Below are 18,429 nucleotides of genomic sequence, written 5' to 3'. Positions count from 1 at the left end.
ATCCGTAGTGGCCTCAGAGGGAAATAAAGGTTTGCAAGGCTAGACAGCGGGAAACCCTTCATTAATACTGGCTCCATCGCGTTATCTCGCGGTGTGTACCCGTGCGCCCTGTGTGTACGGGTTCGTCTGACAAATACCCTCCTTATCCCCTGAGCCAAGGACCGTGATCGACGTGAAGGTCGGCATCCCCCGCGAGGTCAAGAACAACGAGTTCCGGGTGGCGATCACCCCCGCCGGCGTGCACGAGCTGGCGCGCCACGGTCATCAGGTGTTCATCGAGGCCGGCGCCGGTCTCGGCTCCTCCATCACCGACACCGAGTTCGCCGCCGCCGGGGCCGTGATCCTGCCGACCGCCGACGAGGTCTGGGCCACGGCCGATCTGCTGCTCAAGGTCAAGGAGCCGATCGCGGAGGAGTACCACCGGCTCCGCAAGGACCAGACCCTCTTCACCTATCTCCACCTCGCCGCCTCCCGTGAGTGCACCGACGCGCTGCTGGAGTCCGGCACCACCGCGATCGCCTACGAGACCGTCGAGACCGCGGGCCGCCAGCTGCCGCTGCTCGCCCCGATGTCCGAGGTCGCCGGGCGGCTGGCCCCGCAGGTCGGCGCGTACCACCTGATGCGCTCCGCCGGTGGCCGCGGAGTGCTCCCGGGCGGCGTCCCCGGCACCCACGCGGGCCGCGCCGTCGTCATCGGCGGCGGTGTCTCCGGCTGGAACGCCACCCAGATCGCCGTCGGTATGGGCTTCCACGTCACCCTGCTCGACCGGGACATCAACAAGCTGCGCGAGGCCGACAAGATCTTCGGCACCAAGGTGCAGACCGTCGTCTCCAACGCCTACGAGCTGGAGAAGGCCGTCGTCGCGGCCGATCTGGTGATCGGCGCCGTACTGATCCCGGGCGCCAAGGCCCCGAAGCTGGTCACCAACGAGCTGGTCGCCAAGATGAAGCCCGGAAGTGTCCTTGTCGACATCGCCATCGACCAGGGCGGCTGCTTCGAGGACTCCCGTCCGACCACCCACGCGGAGCCGACCTTCGCGGTCCACGACTCCGTCTTCTACTGCGTCGCCAACATGCCGGGCGCGGTGCCGCACACCTCCACCTACGCGCTCACCAACGCGACGCTGCCCTACATCGTCGAACTGGCCAACCGCGGCTGGGTCGAGGCGCTCCGCCGCGACCCCGCCCTGGCCCTCGGCCTCAACACCCATGACGGCCAGGTCGTCTACGGCCCCGTCGCCGAGGCCCACGGACTGCCGCGGACCGAACTGGGCGCGCTGATCGGCTGATCCGCCGCGTCGCTCCCGGTGCCTCCGCGGGCCGGTGTTCCCGGGCCCCGGCGGGCCCGCCGAACGCCGGTCCGCCCGGTCCGCCCGAGCCGACCGGTACGACGTCAACTCCACGCCCCCGGCCGGACCTTGCCCCGCGAGGTCCGGCCGGGGGCGTTCCCGCGGGCGGCGGTTCGTCCGGCCCGCCGCGAACACTTCGCGCCGCCGGACCCGTTCCGCCGGGGCCAGTGGGGAGGATCACACCCCCGTGGCCGTGCGCTCTTGACACCGGGGCGTTCCGTCGCCGACACATCGGGCCGGGTCCGGTGGATTGTGTTGCTGCGGAGCGGTGACACGCCATAGAGTCGCCAACCGTCGGCATGATGCCACGCTGACCTATCGATAAAGCCAGATGAAGCCAGACCGCACCGAGGGGGTAAGGCGACTTATGAATGAGTCGACAATTTCTCCCGGAGGCGTCCGGACGCACATGACGACAGCCCACACGATGACGATGACGGACGGCCTACACGTGAACGCCACGGCAGGCGACAAGAGTGGCCGAGAGTCCACGCACTTCGCCGCCTACGAGGAACTCCCCGAGGGGCACTTCTACGACCCCGACGCCGAATACGAGCCCGACCCGGAGTACGCGGCCACCCTCGCGCCCGACGCGGCGCGCCAGCGTCGTGAGCGGATCGGCCCCACCGGCCGTCCGCTGCCGTACTTCCCGATCCCGGGCCCGCTGACCGAGCACGGCCCCGCGAAGATCATCGCGATGTGCAACCAGAAGGGCGGCGTCGGCAAGACCACGTCGACCATCAATCTCGGCGCCGCGCTCGCCGAGTACGGACGGCGCGTGCTGCTCGTCGACTTCGACCCGCAGGGCGCCCTCTCGGTCGGCCTCGGCGTCAACCCGATGGAGCTGGACCTGACGGTCTACAACCTGCTCATGGAGCGGGGCATGTCGGCCGACGAGGTGCTGCTGAAGACCGCCGTACCCAATATGGATCTGCTGCCGAGCAATATCGACCTCTCGGCGGCCGAGGTGCAGTTGGTGAGCGAGGTCGCCCGGGAGTCCACGCTCCAGCGGGCGCTGAAGCCGCTGATGTCCGACTACGACTACATCGTGATCGACTGTCAGCCGTCGCTCGGCCTGCTCACCGTCAACGCGCTCACCGCCGCGCACAAGGTGATCGTCCCGCTGGAGTGCGAGTTCTTCGCGCTGCGCGGGGTGGCGCTGCTCACCGAGACCATCGAGAAGGTCCAGGAGCGGCTCAACCCCGAACTGGAGCTGGACGGCATCCTCGCCACGATGTACGACTCGCGGACCGTCCACAGCCGTGAGGTGCTGGCCCGGGTGGTCGAGGCGTTCGACGATCACGTGTACCACACCGTGATCGGGCGGACCGTGCGCTTCCCGGAGACCACGGTCGCCGGTGAGCCCATCACCACCTACGCGTCGAACTCGGTCGGCGCCGCCGCGTACCGCCAGCTGGCCAGGGAGGTGCTCGCCCGGTGTCACGCCGAGTGAGTCTGCCCGGAGCCGACGAACTGTTCCGTACCACCGGGGGCACGGCGCTCCAGCCGTCGTCGCCGCGGCGCGCGGCCAACGGCGAGCCGAGGGTGCCCGCCCCCGCCGGGGAGAGCGATCCGCTGGACTCGGCCGCGCTGTCCCCGCCCCAGGAGCACACGGCGGCGGAAGCCGACCAGAACACGGCCGCCGAGGGGCGCAGCCGGGCCGAGGAGCCCGATACTCCGGTTCCCGGGGTGTCGGGGCGGGCCAGGCGCTCCCAGGCCGCTCAGGAGGCCGCCGGGGCCGTCGGCGGCGGTACGGCGGCGCCGCGCCGCCGGGGCCGGGCCGCGAATCGCCGGCCGAGCGGGCGCGAACGCCACGACGAGAAGATCACGGTCTATGTCTCGGCCGAGGAACTGATGGACCTGGAGCACGCGCGGCTGGTGCTGCGCGGGGAGCACGGGCTGGCCGTCGACCGGGGCCGGATCGTCCGGGAGGCGGTCGCGGTGGTCCTCGCCGACCTCGAACAGCGCGGCGACGCGAGCATTCTCGTCCGCCGTCTGCGGGGCCGCTGAGGGTAGCCTCGCGCTGCCCGCCCCACCCCCGTACTTCTGGACCGCCCATGTCTCCGCCGCTCCGTCCGTCCCGCCGCCCGCTGGGCCGGGGTCCGGCCGTGCCCCCGCCTCCGGCGCGGCCCGCGGACCAGGAAGCCGCGGCAGCCCCGACGGGCCCGGCGGACCCGACCGGCCCGGACGCCGCCGGACCGGAACCCCGGGAGGCTCCGGCACCGGGTGCCACCCCGGAGGTCCGGGCGCCCGACGGCGTACCGCCGCCGCCCGAAGAGCCGGCTGTACGGCCCCGATCGCCCGGCGCTCCGGCTTCCGGGCCGGTATCCGCCGGGGAGACCGGGCCGGAGCCCGCCGTACCCCTGCCGGATGGGACGGCGGCGGAACTCGCGGGGCCCGATACCGGCCCCCCGGCCGCGCCGGAGACGGACGGGCGGTTCACCGTACGGCTGGCGAACTTCGAGGGCCCCTTCGATCTGCTGCTCCAGCTGATCGCCAAGCACAAGCTCGATGTGACCGAGGTCGCGCTGTCGAAGGTCACCGACGAGTTCATGGCCCATATCCGGGGCATGGGCGACGACTGGGACCTCGACCAGACGACGGAGTTCCTGGTCGTCGCCGCGACCCTGCTGGATCTGAAGGCGGCCCGGCTGCTGCCCGCCGCCGAGGTGGAGGACGAGGCGGACCTGGCCCTGCTGGAGGCCCGGGACCTGCTCTTCGCCCGGCTGCTCCAGTACCGGGCGTACAAGCGGATCGCGGAGATCTTCAGCGACCGGCTGGCGGCGGAGGGCCGCCGCTACCCCCGGACCGTGGGCCTGGAGGACCACCACGCCGAGCTGCTGCCCGATGTGGTGATCCGGATCGGCGCCGAGGGCTTCGCCCGGCTCGCCGTGAAGGCGACCCGCCCCCGGCCGAAGCCCGAGGTGTACGTGGACCACATCCACGCGCCCCTGGTCAGCGTGCGGGAGCAGGGCGAGATCGTGGTGGCGCTGCTGCGCGACCGGGGCCGGGCCAGCTTCCGGGAGCTGACCGCGGACACCGAGGACACCCTGACCGTCGTCGCCCGCTTCCTCGCCCTGCTGGAGCTGTACCGCGACCGGGCGGTCGCCCTGGAGCAGGAGGAGGCCCTCGGGGAGCTGCTGGTGCTCTGGACCGGCGGCGACGCGGCGGCCGGGGTCACCGACGAGTTCGACCGCCCGCCCGAGACCCCGGAGGACCGGGGCCGGGCGGGCCAGGAGAAGGCGGAGAACAGGGCGTGAGCACCACCGAACCGGGCCGGGACCGTACCCCCGGCCCCACCGGCGCCGCCGGTCTCGAACTGAAGCCCGCCCTGGAGGCCGTACTCATGGTGGTCGACGAACCGGCCACCGAGGAGCATCTGGCGAAGGTGCTGGAGCGGCCCCGCCGGGCCGTCGCCGACGCGCTGCGGGAGCTGGCCGACGAGTACACCGCCCAGGGCCGGGGCTTCGAGCTGCGGGCCGTCGCGGGCGGCTGGCGGTTCTTCACCCGGGCCGAGTACGCCCCGGCCGTGGAGGGCTTCGTCCTCGACGGCCAGCAGGCCCGGCTGACCCAGGCGGCCCTGGAGACCCTGGCGGTGGTCGCGTACCGCCAGCCGGTCAGCCGGTCCCGGGTCTCCGCGGTGCGCGGGGTGAACTGCGACGGTGTGATGCGCACCCTGCTCCAGCGGGGGCTGGTCGAGGAGGCGGGCGCGGAACCCGAAACAGGTGCGATCCTGTACAGGACGACGAACTACTTCCTGGAGCGGATGGGCCTGCGCGGCCTGGACGAGCTGCCGGAGCTGGCGCCCTTCCTCCCCGAGGCGGAGGCGATCGAGGCCGAGACGCAGGAGGGCGTGCCGTCGTTCGACCCGGACGCTCCGGAACCCGATACAGACTCTGTACCGGACGAAGAAGACAAGACGACGGAAACGTGATGCGAAGCAGCGGCAGCGGCAGGAACAGCGGCGGTAACAGCGGCGGACGCGGCAACCCCCGCGGCGCGGGCAACAACCGCGACGACAGGCAGAAGCGCGCGGGCAAGCCCGGCAAGCCCCGTCCCGAGGAGCGCCGCTACGACGTCGGCGGTTCCGGTACGGGCGCCGGGGCCGGTGGCGACGCCAGGAAGGGCCGCGGCGGCGCGGCGCGCGGCGGGGCCAAGGGCGGCCCGCGCCAGTCCGCCAAGCCGCCGACGGGCCGCGGCGGCCGCGGCACGCCCGCCAGGTCCCGGGAGTACGACGCCCGGACAGAGGAGCGCAACCGCGAGCGGTACGCGAACAAGCCCGAGATCAAGACGCCCAAGACCTTCCCCGGCGCCGAGCAGGAGGGCGAGCGGCTGCAGAAGGTGCTGGCCCGGGCCGGAATGGGCTCGCGGCGGGCCTGCGAGGAGCTGATCGACCAGGCCAGGGTCGAGGTCAACGGGCGGATCGTCACCGAGCAGGGGCTGCGGGTCGACCCGCAGAAGGACGAGATCAAGGTCGACGGGCTGACCGTGGCCACCCAGACGTACCTCTTCTTCGCCCTGAACAAGCCCGCGGGCGTGGTCTCCACGATGGAAGACCCCGACGGCCGCCAGTGCCTCGGCGACTACGTCACCAACCGGGAGACCCGGCTCTTCCACGTCGGGCGGCTGGACACCGAGACCGAGGGCATCATCCTGCTCACCAACCACGGTGAGCTGGCCCACCGGCTGACGCACCCCCGATACGGCGTCCGCAAGACCTATCTGGCCGCCGTCCAGGGCCCGCTCCCGCGCGACCTGGGGAAGCAGCTGAAGGACGGGATCCGGCTGGAGGACGGCTACGCCAGGGCTGACCACTTCCGCGTGGTGGAGAACACCGGCAAGAACTACCTGGTCGAGGTCACCCTGCACGAGGGCCGCAAGCACATCGTGCGCCGGATGCTCGCCGAGGCCGGCTTCCCCGTGGACAAGCTGGTCCGGACGTCCTTCGGGCCGATCGCGCTCGGCGACCAGAAGTCGGGCTGGCTGCGCAGGCTGACCAATACCGAGGTCGGCATGCTAATGAACGAGGTCGGTCTGTAGGACCAGCATCCCTTCAGGGGGAGGGCCCGCGGCGCACTCGCGCCGCGGGCCCTCCTCTTTTCCCTTGTGCCGCCGGGCCCGGCCTGTTTATAGTCATGATGACTATTAAAGAAAGGGGGCGGGTGTGGCACTCGCCGATGTCGTGGAGGCCCTGCAACGGCCGCTGTTCACCCTGCTCGGCACCCCGGTCAGCTGGACCGAGGTCCTCGGCTTCGGCAGCGGCGCGCTCTGCGTCTGGCTGGTCACCCGCCAGCACCTCGCCAACTGGCCCGTCGGCATCGCCAACAACCTCTTCTTCGTCCTCCTCTTCACCCAGGCCGGGCTCTACGCCGACGCCGGTCTCCAGATCGTCTTCATCACCCTCGCCGCCTACGGCTGGTGGTCCTGGACCCACGGGGGTGGACCAGGATCGAAAGGCCCCCTGGAGGTACGCCGCACCGGCCGGACCGAATGGATCCTGCTGCTCGCGGCGGGCGCGGCGGGGACGATCCTGATCACGCTCCTCCTCGACCGCGCCACCGACTCCACCGTCCCCTTCTGGGACGCGCTCACCACGTCCCTGTCGCTGATGGCGACCTACGGACAGTGCCGGAAGCGGCTGGAGTCCTGGTGGCTGTGGATCGCCGCCGACGTGATCTACATCCCGCTCTACGCGCACAAGGACCTCTATCTGACCTCCGTGCTCTACGCGGGATTCCTGCTGCTCTGTCTTTCGGGGCTGCGGAACTGGTCGCGCGCGCTCACCGCGCCGCCCCGGCCGCGACCCGTGGAGGTGACCGCGTGAGGCGCTACCGGCACGGACTGGTCCTCGGCAAGTTCTATCCACCGCACGCCGGGCACCACCATCTCGTCTCCACCGCCGCCGACCGCTGCGATCTGCTGACCGTCCTGGTCTGCGCCGCCACGGTCGAGTCCGTACCGCTCGCCGACCGGGTGGCCTGGCTGCGGGAGGTCCACCAGGACCCCGGGATCCGGATCGTCGGCACCGTCGACGACGTCCCCATGGACGTCCGCGACCCGGCGATCTGGGACGCCCATATGGCGGTCTTCCGGGCCGCCGTGCCCGAACCCGTCGACGCGGTCTTCACCTCGGAGGCGTACGGCGGCGAACTCGGCCGCAGATTCGGCGCCGACGCCGTCTGCGTCGACCCGGCCCGCAGCCTCTTCCCGGTCTCCGGGACGGCCGTACGCGCCGACCCGGTGGCCCACTGGGACTTCCTGCGGCCCCCGGTCCGGGCCGCGCTCACCCGCCGGATCGTCGTCCTGGGCGCCGAGTCCACCGGCACCACGACCCTCGCCCGCGACCTCGCCGACCACTACCGGGCCCGCGGCGGCGTCTGGGGCCGGACCCGCTGGGTCCCCGAGTACGGACGGGAGTACAGCGAGCGGAAACTGGCCCGGCTGCGGCGGGAGCGGCCCGGCGCCGACTGGTCCGACGTCGCCTTCGGCTCGGAGGAGTTCCCGGTGATCGCCCGGCGGCAGGCCGAACGGGAGACGGAGGCCGCCCGGCTCAGCTCACCCGTCCTCTTCTGCGACACCGACGCCTTCGCCACCACCGTCTGGCACGAGCGCTATCTCGGCGCGCCCAGCCCCGCCGTCCAGGAGATCGCCGACCGTACCCGGTGCCAGCGGCTGTGGCTGCTCACCGACCACACGGACGTCCCGTTCGAGGACGACGGACTCCGCGACGGCGAGGAGCTGCGCCCCTGGATGACCGGCCGGTTCGCCGCGGAACTGGCCCGCACCGGGCGGCGTACGGTACGCGTCACCGGGCCCCCGGCCCGGCGGCTCGCCACCGCCGTCGCCGCCGTCGACGAACTGCTCGGCGAGGGCTGGGACTTCGCCGCGCCGCTGGTCGTCCCCGGCGGCCAGGCGCCCGCCCCCGTCCCCGACCTCACGGAGCACCGCTGATGCCGACCGCCCCCGGCCGGGACGAGAGCGTTCCGGGCTACGACCCGCGCGCCTTCCCGCCCTTCGGCGTCACCGTCGACCTCGCCGTCTTCACCGTGCGCGACGGGCGCCTGAACGTCCTGCTCGTCGAGCGCGGAGAGGCGCCCTACCGGGGCGCGTGGGCCCTGCCCGGCGGCTTCGTACGGCCCGAGGAGTCCGCCGGGCGGGCCGCCCGGCGGGAACTGGCCGAGGAGACCGGGCTCTCCGCCGACACCGTCCACGACCTCCACCTCGAACAGCTCCGCACCTACAGCGAACCGGACCGCGACCCGAGGATGCGGGTGGTCTCCGTCGCCTATGCCGCACTCCTGCCCGACCTGCCCGAACCGCGCGGCGGCGGCGACGCGGCCAACGCCCGCTGGACCGACCGCTCCGACGCCCGGGGCCTCGCCTTCGACCACGACCGGATCGTGGCCGACGCCTACGACCGGATCTGCGCCAAGCTCGAATACACCGGCCTCGCCACCGGCTTCTGCCCGCCCGAGTTCACCCTCGGCGAGTTGCAGCAGATCTACGAAACCGTCTGGGGCGTCCCCCTCGACCGGCCCAACTTCCGGCGCAAGGTCCTCGCCACCCCCGGCTTCGTCGAACCGGTCGAAGGCCCCCCGCGCCGCACCGGCGGCCGGGGCAAACCCGCCGCCCTCTACCGGGCCGGCACCGCCGCGACCCTGCACCCACCCCTCCTGCGCCCGGAAGGACGCCAGCCATGACCGTGACCGGCAGCACCACCAGCGGAGCGACCAAACCCTTCGGGACCACCGACAAGCGGGCGGCCACCGGGTCCCTGATCGGACTCGCCCTCGGGGACGCCCTCGGCTTCCCCACCGAGTTCAGCGACGTACCGCGGATCCTCGCCGAGCGCGGCCCCTGGCGGGAGACGCTGCTGCCGCGCCCTGCGTACATCACCGACGACACCCAGATGACCCTCGCCGTCGGCCGGGCCCTGCGCACCGCCATGGACCGGGGCCCGCTGGACGAGGCCCGGTTCGCCGCGCCGCTGCGGGCCGAGTTCACCGCCTGGTACCACTCCCCGGAGAACAACCGCGCCCCCGGCACCACCTGCCTCGACGCCTGCCGCCGCCTCGACGACCCCCGGCTGCCCTGGCAGCGGGCCGGAGTCGTCGGCTCCAAGGGCTGCGGGGCCAATATGCGGGTCGCGCCCGTCGGGCTCGTCCCCGGCCTCAGCGCCGGACAGCGCGCGGGCGCCGCCCAGCTCCAGGCCGCCCTCACCCACGCCCACCCCACCGCCCTCGCCGCCGCCGACCTCACCGCCCACGCCGTCCACCTCCTCGCCCGCGGCGCCGAACCCATGGGCCTGGTCGGACTGCTCCGCTCGTACGCCTACGACAACCGGTCCCGCTACCACGACCGCTGGCTCGGCGACCTGTGGACCCGGGCCGGTGACCCCACACCCCAGGCGTACATCGCCCGCGGCTGGGACGAGTGCCAGGACGCCCTGCGGCGGCTCGCCGAGGCCCTGCCCACCGCCGACCCCGAGTGCGACCCGTGCCTGACCACCGGCGACGGCTGGATCGCCGAGGAAGCCCTCACCACCGCACTCCAGTGCTTCCTGCTCTTCCCCGGGGAACCCCTCACCGTCCTGCGCCGCGCCGCCTGCACCCGGGGCGACTCCGACTCGATCGCGGCCCTCGCGGGCGCCTTCGCCGGAGCCCATCTGGGCGCCGCAGCCTGGCCCGGCCGCTGGGCCGACGAGGTCGAACACCGCAGCGACCTGATGACCCTGGGAGCCCTCTGGGACGCCTGACACACCCCGGTGCCCCGCCCCGGGGCACCGGGGTGCCATCCTCACCCGATGAATTCCGTGCACCCCGCCGCCTCCGACAGCCGCGACGCCCTCGGAGCCCTCGGAGCCTTGGGTCTCGACACCCTCGACCTCGGCTCCGTCGTCGCCGATCAGCCCGATCCGCTGATCTTCGCCACCGTCTCCGGCGCCCATCTCTACGGCTTCCCGTCCCGCGACTCGGACGTGGACCTGCGCGGGGTACACCTGCTGCCGGTGGCGGAACTGATCGGCCTCGACGCCCCCGACGAGACCCGCGGCCGGATCTGGGACCGCGACGGCGTCGAGACCGACCTCGTCACCCATGACCTGCGGAAGTTCGCCGGTCTCATGCTCCGCCCCAACGGCTACGTCCTGGAACAGCTGCTCTCACCCCTGGTCGTCCACACCACGGACACCCATACCGAACTCACCGCCCTCGCGCCCGGCGTCCTCACCCGCAACCACGCCCACCACTACCGGGGGTTCGCCAACACCCAGTGGCGGCTCCACGAGAAGACCGGCGAGCTGAAGCCGCTGCTCTACACCTTCCGCGCGCTGCTCACCGGCGTCCATCTGATGCGGAGCGGCCGGGTGCTGGCGTCCCTGCCGGAACTTCTGGGGGAGGTCACGGCGCCCTCGTACCTGCCCGAGCTGATCGCCGCCAAGGCCGAGGCCGAGCACCGTACGGGCACCGGGCTCGTCCCGGAATCCGCCGCCGCCGACATCGCCGCCCTGCACGAAGTCCTGGACTCCGCCCAGCGGGACACCGGACTGCCGGAGCACCCCTCAGTCCGCGACGCCCTCGGCGATCTGGTGGTACGGGCCCGGCTGGAGCGCTGACGCCCGGCGGGTCCGGACCAGGAAGTCCGCCACCCGGGCCCGGTCCGGCGCGTCGGGCAGCGGAGAACCGGGCAGGGCGGCGTCCGCCTCCGCCACCAGCCGGTCCGCCCAGGACTCGACCCGGCTCAGCTCCGTCTCCCCGCGCCGGACCGCGAGCAGTGCCTCCCGCTCGGCGCCCACATCGAGTACCAGCTCACCCGTCCGCAGCAGATCACGGCAGGTCAGCAGGAGCCGCAGCAGATGCGACAGCGGCTTCCAGCGCGGCTCGCGCCCGGCCCGCAGATCCGCCGTGAGCCGCTTGTGCTGGCCCGCCGCGTAGTGGACGAAGGTCCGGTGGACCTCCCGGGAGAGAAAGGCGCCGCGCAGCGCCAGCAGCTCCCGGCCGGTGTCGTCGATCCGCTCCACCAGCGGGGAGTGCAGTACCTCCAGAATGTTGGGATTGGCCCGCAGCCCCAGCACGCAGAAGCGTTCCAGCTCCCAGGAGAACTGCTCGGGCAGCGGCCCGTCCACATGGGTCGGCGGCTTGTCGAACCGCCAGAACAGCGGGGTGGGCGCGAGAAACACACCCCGCCGGTCGGTATCGCTCTCCTCGGTCGCGAGTCCGAAGGCCCGCGAACCCATGACACAGGAGTAGACCGTGTGGTCGCGGACGAGATCTTGGGGCGCGGGTGCCGGTTCGCCGTCGTACATGCGGATCAGGCTAAGGGCTGTCCCGTAGTCCCCGGTGGATAGCGCACGGCGTCAGATGCGGTGTATCGCAAGGCGGAGGGGTGCTCGCATACTGGATGTATTCGGGTACTCCGACAACGCGGCGTGGGGGTACCTCCCGGGCCGCCAGGCCCAGGGGGAGTGCCGTAGCTGTCGTCGTGCGCCCACCGGGGATTACGGGACAGCCCTTAGGCCGCCTCTTTCGGATCAGGCCAGCAGGACCGCGTCCCCGGTGACCGTGATCGCAGCGGGCGGCAGCGGACGCGTCGAAGGGCCCTTCTCGACCGAGCCGTCCGTGATCCGGAACCGGCTGTCGTGGCAGGGGCAGTCGATGGTGCCGTCCGCGACCCGGTCCACCAGACAGCCCTGATGCGGGCAGACCGCCGAGAACGCCTTGAACTGTCCGGCCGTCGGCTGGACCACCACCACCTTCTCGGCCTTGAAGACCGTTCCGCCGCCGACCGGGACGGCGGAGCGCTTCGTCAGCTCCCGGCCCATCGACGCGGTCGGCGAGGCGCCGGGGGCCGTCGTGCCGGGGGAAGCGGTGTCCTCCCAGGCGCCGGGCGGGGTCGTCCCCGGCTCGGCCGCCCCACCGCCGTCGCCTCCGCCGTCCGAACAGCCGGTGGCCAGGGCGGCCGTCGCCGCCGCCCCCGCCGCCAGCACCGTCCGCCGCGCTGCGTCCATCGCCGTACTCCCTCGGTCGTGCGGTACCCGGTCGGCGTGCATTGTGCCACCGTGCCCGCCGCCGCCCCGGCAACCCGGGGTGCGCCGCACGAGCCGGGCCGCCCGTGCCGCCGTCCGCCCGGCCCGGCTGACCAGGGCGTCCCGGGAATCCGCGCCCGCCCGCGACCCCCCGCCACGCCCACCCGCCCCGGCAGCCCTTGAAGCACGGGGGCGCTCCCCGGTGTCGTGGCACCGTCCGCGTACGCCCGTTCCGGGGGAAACCGCCCCCGGGCGGCGCCGGGGGATCCCGCCGCCGATCGCGCGCACCGGCCGCCGGGTGCCCCGCCCCACGGGCGGACGGCGCTGTCCGCCGGACACGGCCTAGGCTGGGTGTCCGGAGTACGCCCGGCCGGACGTGACCGGTCCGGCGCCGTACCACCTCGTACTCGTCATACTCGTACCTCCGTGCCGCCGCCGCCCCGCGCAAGGACAACGCCCAGTGAGAACCGCCGCCGTCATCGGAACCGGACTGATCGGCACCTCCGCCGCCCTCGCCCTCACCGGCCGCGGGATCGGCGTCCATCTCGTCGACCCCGACGCCGAACGGGTCCGGACCGCCGCCGCCCTCGGCGCCGGTACCGAGACGCCCCCCGAGGGCCCCGTCGACCTGGCGATCGTCGCCGTGCCCCCCGCCGGGGTGGCCGGGGCGCTCGCCGAGGCGATGAAGAGCGGCCTGGCCCGCGGCTATCTCGATGTCGCCAGCGTCAAGGGCGGCCCCCGCCGGGAGCTGGAGGCCCTCGGCGTCGACCTCTCCGCGTACATCGGTACGCATCCGATGGCGGGCAAGGAACGCTCCGGGCCGCTGGCCGCCAGCGCCGATCTCTTCGAGGGCCGCCCCTGGGTGCTCACGCCCACTCCGGCGACCGATACCGAGGTCCTCAACCTGGCCCTCGAACTCGTCGCCCTCTGCCGTGCCGTCCCCGTCGTGATGGACGCCGACGCCCACGACCGGGCCGTCGCCCTGGTCTCCCACACCCCGCAGCTGATCTCCTCGATGGTCGCCGCCCGGCTCCGGGAGGCCGACGAGACCGCCGTACGCCTCTGCGGGCAGGGCATCCGCGACGTCACCCGGATCGCCGCGTCCGACCCCCGGATGTGGGTCGACATCCTCTCCGCCAACCCCGGCCCGGTCGCCGAGGTCCTGGCCGGGGTCGCCGCCGACCTGGACGAGACCGTCCGGGCGCTCCGGGCGCTGGAGTCCGCCGACGCCGCCGCGCGGGCCGACGGCGTCAGCGGTATCGAGGACGTACTGCGGCGCGGGAACGCCGGGCGGGCCCGGGTCCCCGGCAAGCACGGCGCGGCTCCGGCGGCGTACGAGGTCGTCGCCGTACTGATCAGCGACAGCCCCGGCGAGCTGGCCCGGATCTTCGCCGACGCGGGCCGGGCCGGGGTGAACATCGAGGACGTCCGGATCGAGCACGCCACCGGACAGCAGGCGGGTCTGGTGCAGCTGATGGTGGAGCCCGCCGCCGCGACCGTGCTCTCGGCGGCCCTGCGGGAGCGCGGCTGGTCCATCCGCCGGTAGACCCGGTACGGCCCCGGACCGGGCAGGCCCCCGGTCCGGCCCGGCCGCCGGGCGGGCGCGCGGTTCACGGGCAGGCTTCGGCAGTCGGTAACCTTGTCCGGGGCCCGTGGCGCCCGCGACCACCGGAAACCCCCGGTACGGCCGGGTCCGGCCGCCCCCTCCGCTCCGCAGAAATCCGAAGGAAAGGTGTCGTACACCGTGGAATCCGCCGTGATCGTTGCCATCGACGGCCCCGCCGGCACCGGAAAGTCGAGCACCAGCAAGGCGGTCGCCGCCGCCCTGGGCCTGAGCTACCTCGACACCGGCGCGCAGTACCGGGCGATCACCTGGTGGATGATCTCCAACGGCGTGGACACCGCCGACCCCGCCGCGATCGCCGCGGCCGCCGGCAAGGCCCTGATCGTCTCCGGGACCGATCCCGCCGCCCCGACGATCACCGTCGACGGCACCGATGTCGCCGCGGCCGTCCGGAGCCAGGAGGTTTCCGCTCAGGTCAGCGCCGTGAGCGCGGTACCGGAGGTACGGACGCGGATCACCGAACTCCAGCGGACCATCGCCGCCGGCGCGGCCCGCGGCATCGTGGTCGAGGGCCGCGACATCGGCACCACCGTCCTCCCCGACGCACATCTCAAGATCTTCCTCACCGCCTCCCCGGAGGCCCGGGCCGCCCGCCGGTCCGCCGAGATCAAGGGCTCCGACGTGGAGGCGACCCGGCAGGCCCTGGTCCGCCGGGACGCGGCCGACTCCGGCCGGGCGACGTCCCCGCTGGCCAAGGCGGACGACGCGGTCGAGGTCGACACCACCGAACTGACCCTCCAGCAGGTCGTCGACCGGGTGATCGGCCTGGTCGAGGAGCGCCGGACGGCGGCCCGGTGACCCGGCCCTCCGCGCAGGGCGCGGCCGTCGGCCGGTATATCGGCATCGGGCTGATGTACGGACTGTGGAAGCCCAGGGTGCTCGGCGCCTGGCGGGTGCCGTCCGCCGGACCCGTGATCCTCGCCGTCAACCACTCCCACGCCCTCGACGGCCCCATGCTGATGGGCACCGCGCCCCGGCCCGTGCACTTCCTGATCAAGAAGGAGGCGTTCGTCGGCCCGCTCGATCCCTTCCTGCTGGGCATCGGCCAGCTGAAGGTCGACCGGTCGGGCACCGACCGCTCGGCGGTGACCAACGCGCTGGGGATCCTGGAGCGCGGCGACGTCCTCGGGATCTTCCCCGAGGGCACCAGGGGCGAGGGCGACTTCGCGTCCCTCCGGGCCGGGCTGGCGTACTTCGCGGTCCGTACCGGCGCCCCGGTCGTCCCGGTGGCCGTCCTCGGCAGCACCGAACGCCGCAGCCGTCTGATCGGCGCCGTACCGCCGCTGCGCGGCCGGGTGGACGTGGTCTTCGGTGACGCCTTCGACGCGGGCGACGGCTCGGGCCGCCGGACCCGTACGGCGCTGGACCAGGCCACGGTACGGATCCAGGACCGGCTGACCGCCCATCTGGAAAACGCCAGGCGCCTCACCGGGCGCCCCGGGTAAGACTTGACCATACGGACCCCCCGACCCCGGGAGCCGGTCCGGTCGACATAACGAGGAACGGACTTCATGAACGACCAGCACGACCACGGAGCACTCGGCGACGCCGAGTACGCGGAGTTCATGGAGCTCGCCGCGGTGGAGGGCTTCGACGCGGACGAGGTCGAGGAGGCCATCGACGAGGCCGGTCACGGCCCGCTGCCCGTCCTCGCCGTCGTCGGCCGCCCCAATGTCGGCAAGTCGACCCTGGTGAACCGGATCATCGGCCGCCGTGAGGCCGTCGTCGAGGACCGGCCCGGCGTCACCCGCGACCGGGTCACCTACGAGGCCGAATGGGCGGGCCGCCGCTTCAAGCTCGTCGACACCGGCGGCTGGGAGCAGGACGTCCTCGGGATCGACGCCTCCGTCGCCGCCCAGGCCGAGTACGCCATCGAGGCCGCCGACGCCGTCGTCTTCGTGGTCGACGCCACCGTCGGCCCCACCGACACCGACGAGGCCGTCGTCAAGCTGCTGCGCCGGTCCGGGAAGCCCGTGGTGCTCTGCGCCAACAAGGTCGACGGCCCCAGCGGCGAGGCGGACGCCACCGCCCTGTGGTCGCTCGGCCTCGGCGAACCGCACCCCGTCTCCGCGCTCCACGGCCGCGGCACCGGCGACATGCTCGACGCCGTGCTGGAGGTGCTGCCCGACGCCCCGGCCCAGACCTTCGGCACCGCCGTCGGCGGCCCCCGCAGGATCGCCCTGATCGGCCGCCCCAATGTCGGCAAGTCGTCCCTGCTGAACAAGGTCGCGGGCGAGGAGCGGGTGGTCGTCAACGAGCTGGCGGGCACCACCCGCGACCCGGTCGACGAGCTGATCGAGCTGGGCGGAGTGACCTGGAAGTTCGTCGACACCGCCGGTATCCGCCGCCGGGTCCACCTCCAGGAGGGCGCGGACTACTACGCCTCCCTGCGCACCGCCGCCGCCGTGGAGAAGGCGGAGGTCGCGGTGATCCTGATCGACGCCAGCGACTCCATCAGCGTCCAGGACCAGCGGATCATCACCATGGCCGTGGAAGCGGGCCGGGCGATGGTGATCGCGTACAACAAGTGGGACACCCTCGACGAGGAGCGCCGCTACTACCTGGAGCGGGAGATCGAGACCGAGCTGGCCCAGATCTCCTGGGCGCCCCGGGTCAATGTCTCCGCCCGGACCGGCCGCCACATGGAGAAGCTGGTCCCGGCGATCGAGACCGCCCTGGCCGGCTGGGAGACCCGGATCCCCACCGGACGGCTCAACGCCTTCCTCGGCGAGATCGTCTCCGCCCATCCGCACCCCATCCGGGGCGGCAAGCAGCCCAGGATCCTCTTCGGGACCCAGGCGGGCACCAAGCCGCCGAGGTTCGTCCTCTTCGCCTCCGGCTTCCTGGAGCACGGCTACCGCCGCTTCGTGGAGCGCAGGCTGCGCGAGGAGTTCGGCTTCGAGGGGACCCCGCTGCACATCTCGGTCCGGGTCCGCGAGAAGCGCGGCAAGAAGAAGTAACACCCGCCGCTACGCCGACGAGGGGCGGCACCCCGGTCCGGGGTGCCGCCCCTCGTCGTACCACCGGCCCCGGCTGTGGGTCAGTGGCCGCGGCGGGGCGCCGGGGGCAGCGCCGGATAGTGCCGTACGGGATACGGCTGCCACCCCGCGCCCGCGTACGGGAGCCTGCCCCCGGCCCGGCCCGTGGCCTGGGTGGAGAAGGCGGGGAAGGCCAGATGCTCCTCGCCCGTCCGGTCCCCGGGCAGCGCCCGGAACGACCTGCGGTACTCGGCGTACAGCGCGTCGAAGATGGGCGTCGGGGAGAACTCCTCCGCCTCATGCGCGGGGCGCATGCCCGGGATCGGACTCGGATACGGCTGGCGGATGGGGTCGTAGGTCTGCACGTACCTGCAACGACCCATGCCCCCGGCCCGTCACTGCCGCGGCGGCGGAACCACCCGGCCGCGCCCCGCCGCCCCCGGCCGCGCCCCGGGCGGGGGCGCGGCACCGGGGCAGCGGGTCACGTACCCGCCAGCGGCATCGAGGCGGCGACCAGCCGCCCGCCCGCCGCCGCCTTCTCCAGGGCGTCCCGCAGCAGGTCCTCGCGCGGCTGCTGGCCGATCGAGCCCACCGGCGCGCAGAACACCAGCACCTTGTGGGACTTGTTCACCGCCGTCCGCCAGCCGTCGGTGACCTGGAGCGGCTGATGGGCCTTCCACCAGGCCACCGCGCCCGGCTGGAGGATCGCGTGCAGCCGGCCCACGGCCAGCAGTACGGACCAGCCGTCGAGGGCGCCGGGGACCTCGTTGACATCGTGTACCGGGGCGAAGCCCTGCTCGATCAGGAGCGGCAGGAACTCGTCCCCGTTCTCGCCCGTGGTGCCGGGGCGGGCGATAGGCGCGGTCGGCTCCACCACCAGCGCCGGGTGCAGATCCCCGTCCACCAGGATCAGGCCGCTGGTGACCCCGAGCACGGCCTGGCCGGGCGCGGTGTCGAGGGACGTGGGGTCGGTGGTCATGGGCACAGGGGGCTCCTCGGTACTACCGGTGATGGATTCCGCGGCTCCCCGGAGTTGCTCCTCGGCGAGCCGGACGACCTGCGAGGGCACGCAGGTCGCATGGGCGAAGGCGAGAACGGCCGTCTCCTCGCCGACGAACAGCACAGTGCTGGTCCGCTCCCGCTCGGGGTTGCCCGGGGTGCGGCAGGAAGTACAGGCGTAGACGGCCGGGGTCTCGGAATCACCGGCGACCAGCCGGTCGGCTTCCTCGTCGCCGAGCTCGGCGCGTACGGCCGCGCTGACATCGAGCATGCGGGGCACGGATGGCTCCTCGAACGTGATGGTGCTTTCGATGCGTATCGCACAGGGCCGGGAGGCTCCCCGGCTCACACCGGTTCAACGGGCGACCGTTGTCGGGGTCACGCATGGCCGGAACCCGGTCCGGCGGACCACCCCGCGACAAGTAGAGTCGGGGTCCGACCACTTGAGGCACAGACG

Annotated in this window: 19 protein-coding genes; 15 read left to right on the top strand and 4 right to left on the bottom strand. The window is 73.1% G+C overall.

Annotation, left to right across the window (positions count from 1 at the left end; genetic code table 11):
- The first annotated feature begins 172 nt into the window (after positions 1–172).
- The 11 genes from ald (at position 173) to AB0G74_RS01125 (ending at position 10,961) form a co-directional block, all read left to right on the top strand.
- Positions 173–1,288: an alanine dehydrogenase gene (gene ald / locus AB0G74_RS01175; protein WP_361138980.1), complete on the top strand. Its 1,116-nt coding sequence runs from the start codon at positions 173–175 to the stop codon at positions 1,286–1,288.
- Between the two features lie 469 nt (positions 1,289–1,757).
- The gene (locus tag AB0G74_RS01170; protein ID WP_358828515.1) at positions 1,758–2,801 is read left to right on the top strand and encodes a ParA family protein; all 1,044 of its coding nucleotides are present in this window, start codon (positions 1,758–1,760) and stop codon (positions 2,799–2,801) included.
- A complete protein-coding gene (locus tag AB0G74_RS01165; RefSeq protein ID WP_361138890.1) occupies positions 2,786–3,358 on the top strand; it encodes a hypothetical protein in 573 nt (190 codons plus the stop codon). The genes AB0G74_RS01170 and AB0G74_RS01165 overlap by 16 nt, the downstream gene beginning before the upstream one ends.
- A gap of 47 nt (positions 3,359–3,405) precedes the next feature.
- On the top strand, positions 3,406–4,608 hold the full coding sequence (locus tag AB0G74_RS01160; protein WP_361138887.1) for a segregation/condensation protein A: 1,203 nt from the start codon (positions 3,406–3,408) through the stop codon (positions 4,606–4,608).
- Positions 4,605–5,282, top strand: coding sequence for an SMC-Scp complex subunit ScpB (gene scpB, locus AB0G74_RS01155; protein WP_361138884.1), 678 nt, complete (start codon positions 4,605–4,607; stop codon positions 5,280–5,282). The genes AB0G74_RS01160 and scpB overlap by 4 nt, the downstream gene beginning before the upstream one ends.
- Positions 5,282–6,388, top strand: a complete 1,107-nt coding sequence (locus tag AB0G74_RS01150; RefSeq protein ID WP_361138881.1) for a pseudouridine synthase — start codon at positions 5,282–5,284, stop codon at positions 6,386–6,388. The genes scpB and AB0G74_RS01150 overlap by 1 nt, the downstream gene beginning before the upstream one ends.
- 124 nt (positions 6,389–6,512) lie before the next feature.
- Positions 6,513–7,172, top strand: coding sequence for a nicotinamide riboside transporter PnuC (gene pnuC, locus AB0G74_RS01145; protein WP_361138878.1), 660 nt, complete (start codon positions 6,513–6,515; stop codon positions 7,170–7,172).
- Positions 7,169–8,299 carry an AAA family ATPase gene (locus AB0G74_RS01140; protein ID WP_361138875.1) on the top strand — a complete coding sequence of 377 codons (1,131 nt, stop codon included), beginning with the start codon at positions 7,169–7,171 and terminating at the stop codon, positions 8,297–8,299. Before pnuC ends, AB0G74_RS01140 begins: the two co-directional genes overlap by 4 nt.
- Positions 8,299–9,048: an NUDIX domain-containing protein gene (locus AB0G74_RS01135; protein ID WP_361138872.1), complete on the top strand. Its 750-nt coding sequence runs from the start codon at positions 8,299–8,301 to the stop codon at positions 9,046–9,048. Before AB0G74_RS01140 ends, AB0G74_RS01135 begins: the two co-directional genes overlap by 1 nt.
- Entirely contained in the window at positions 9,045–10,103 is a 1,059-nt protein-coding gene (locus AB0G74_RS01130) for an ADP-ribosylglycohydrolase family protein (protein ID WP_361138869.1), read from the top strand. The genes AB0G74_RS01135 and AB0G74_RS01130 overlap by 4 nt, the downstream gene beginning before the upstream one ends.
- Positions 10,104–10,151: 48 nt before the next feature.
- On the top strand, positions 10,152–10,961 hold the full coding sequence (locus tag AB0G74_RS01125; protein WP_361138866.1) for a nucleotidyltransferase domain-containing protein: 810 nt from the start codon (positions 10,152–10,154) through the stop codon (positions 10,959–10,961).
- On the opposite strand, the gene AB0G74_RS01120 is transcribed toward AB0G74_RS01125, so the two are convergent.
- Both AB0G74_RS01120 and AB0G74_RS01115 read right to left on the bottom strand, forming a co-directional pair.
- Positions 10,908–11,651 carry a nucleotidyltransferase domain-containing protein gene (locus tag AB0G74_RS01120; RefSeq protein ID WP_361138863.1) on the bottom strand — a complete coding sequence of 248 codons (744 nt, stop codon included), beginning with the start codon at positions 11,649–11,651 and terminating at the stop codon, positions 10,908–10,910. The genes AB0G74_RS01125 and AB0G74_RS01120 overlap by 54 nt on opposite strands.
- Positions 11,652–11,876: 225 nt before the next feature.
- Positions 11,877–12,353 (bottom strand): Rieske (2Fe-2S) protein, encoded by a 477-nt coding sequence (locus AB0G74_RS01115; RefSeq protein ID WP_361138860.1) that lies wholly within the window; start codon positions 12,351–12,353, stop codon positions 11,877–11,879.
- A gap of 478 nt (positions 12,354–12,831) precedes the next feature.
- On the opposite strand from AB0G74_RS01115, the gene AB0G74_RS01110 reads away from it, so the two are divergent.
- The 4 genes from AB0G74_RS01110 (at position 12,832) to der (ending at position 16,955) form a co-directional block, all read left to right on the top strand.
- Entirely contained in the window at positions 12,832–13,917 is a 1,086-nt protein-coding gene (locus AB0G74_RS01110; RefSeq protein WP_361138858.1) for a prephenate dehydrogenase, read from the top strand.
- Between the two features lie 186 nt (positions 13,918–14,103).
- Positions 14,104–14,793 (top strand): (d)CMP kinase, encoded by a 690-nt coding sequence (gene cmk / locus AB0G74_RS01105; protein WP_361138855.1) that lies wholly within the window; start codon positions 14,104–14,106, stop codon positions 14,791–14,793.
- Positions 14,794–14,846: 53 nt separating this feature from the next.
- Positions 14,847–15,440, top strand: a complete 594-nt coding sequence (locus AB0G74_RS01100) for a lysophospholipid acyltransferase family protein (protein ID WP_361138977.1) — start codon at positions 14,847–14,849, stop codon at positions 15,438–15,440.
- 66 nt (positions 15,441–15,506) lie between these two features.
- On the top strand, positions 15,507–16,955 hold the full coding sequence (gene der / locus AB0G74_RS01095; RefSeq protein ID WP_361138852.1) for a ribosome biogenesis GTPase Der: 1,449 nt from the start codon (positions 15,507–15,509) through the stop codon (positions 16,953–16,955).
- A gap of 80 nt (positions 16,956–17,035) precedes the next feature.
- On the opposite strand, the gene AB0G74_RS01090 is transcribed toward der, so the two are convergent.
- Positions 17,036–17,287, bottom strand: coding sequence for a hypothetical protein (locus AB0G74_RS01090; RefSeq protein ID WP_361138850.1), 252 nt, complete (start codon positions 17,285–17,287; stop codon positions 17,036–17,038).
- A gap of 167 nt (positions 17,288–17,454) precedes the next feature.
- Positions 17,455–18,243 (bottom strand): hypothetical protein, encoded by a 789-nt coding sequence (locus AB0G74_RS01085; RefSeq protein WP_361138974.1) that lies wholly within the window; start codon positions 18,241–18,243, stop codon positions 17,455–17,457.
- Positions 18,244–18,429 lie beyond the last annotated feature (186 nt).

This window comes from Streptomyces sp. NPDC020875 (assembly GCF_040641415.1).
Taxonomy (GTDB): Bacteria; Actinomycetota; Actinomycetes; order Streptomycetales; family Streptomycetaceae; genus Streptomyces.
This window is presented reverse-complemented; position numbering and strand designations above follow the sequence as displayed.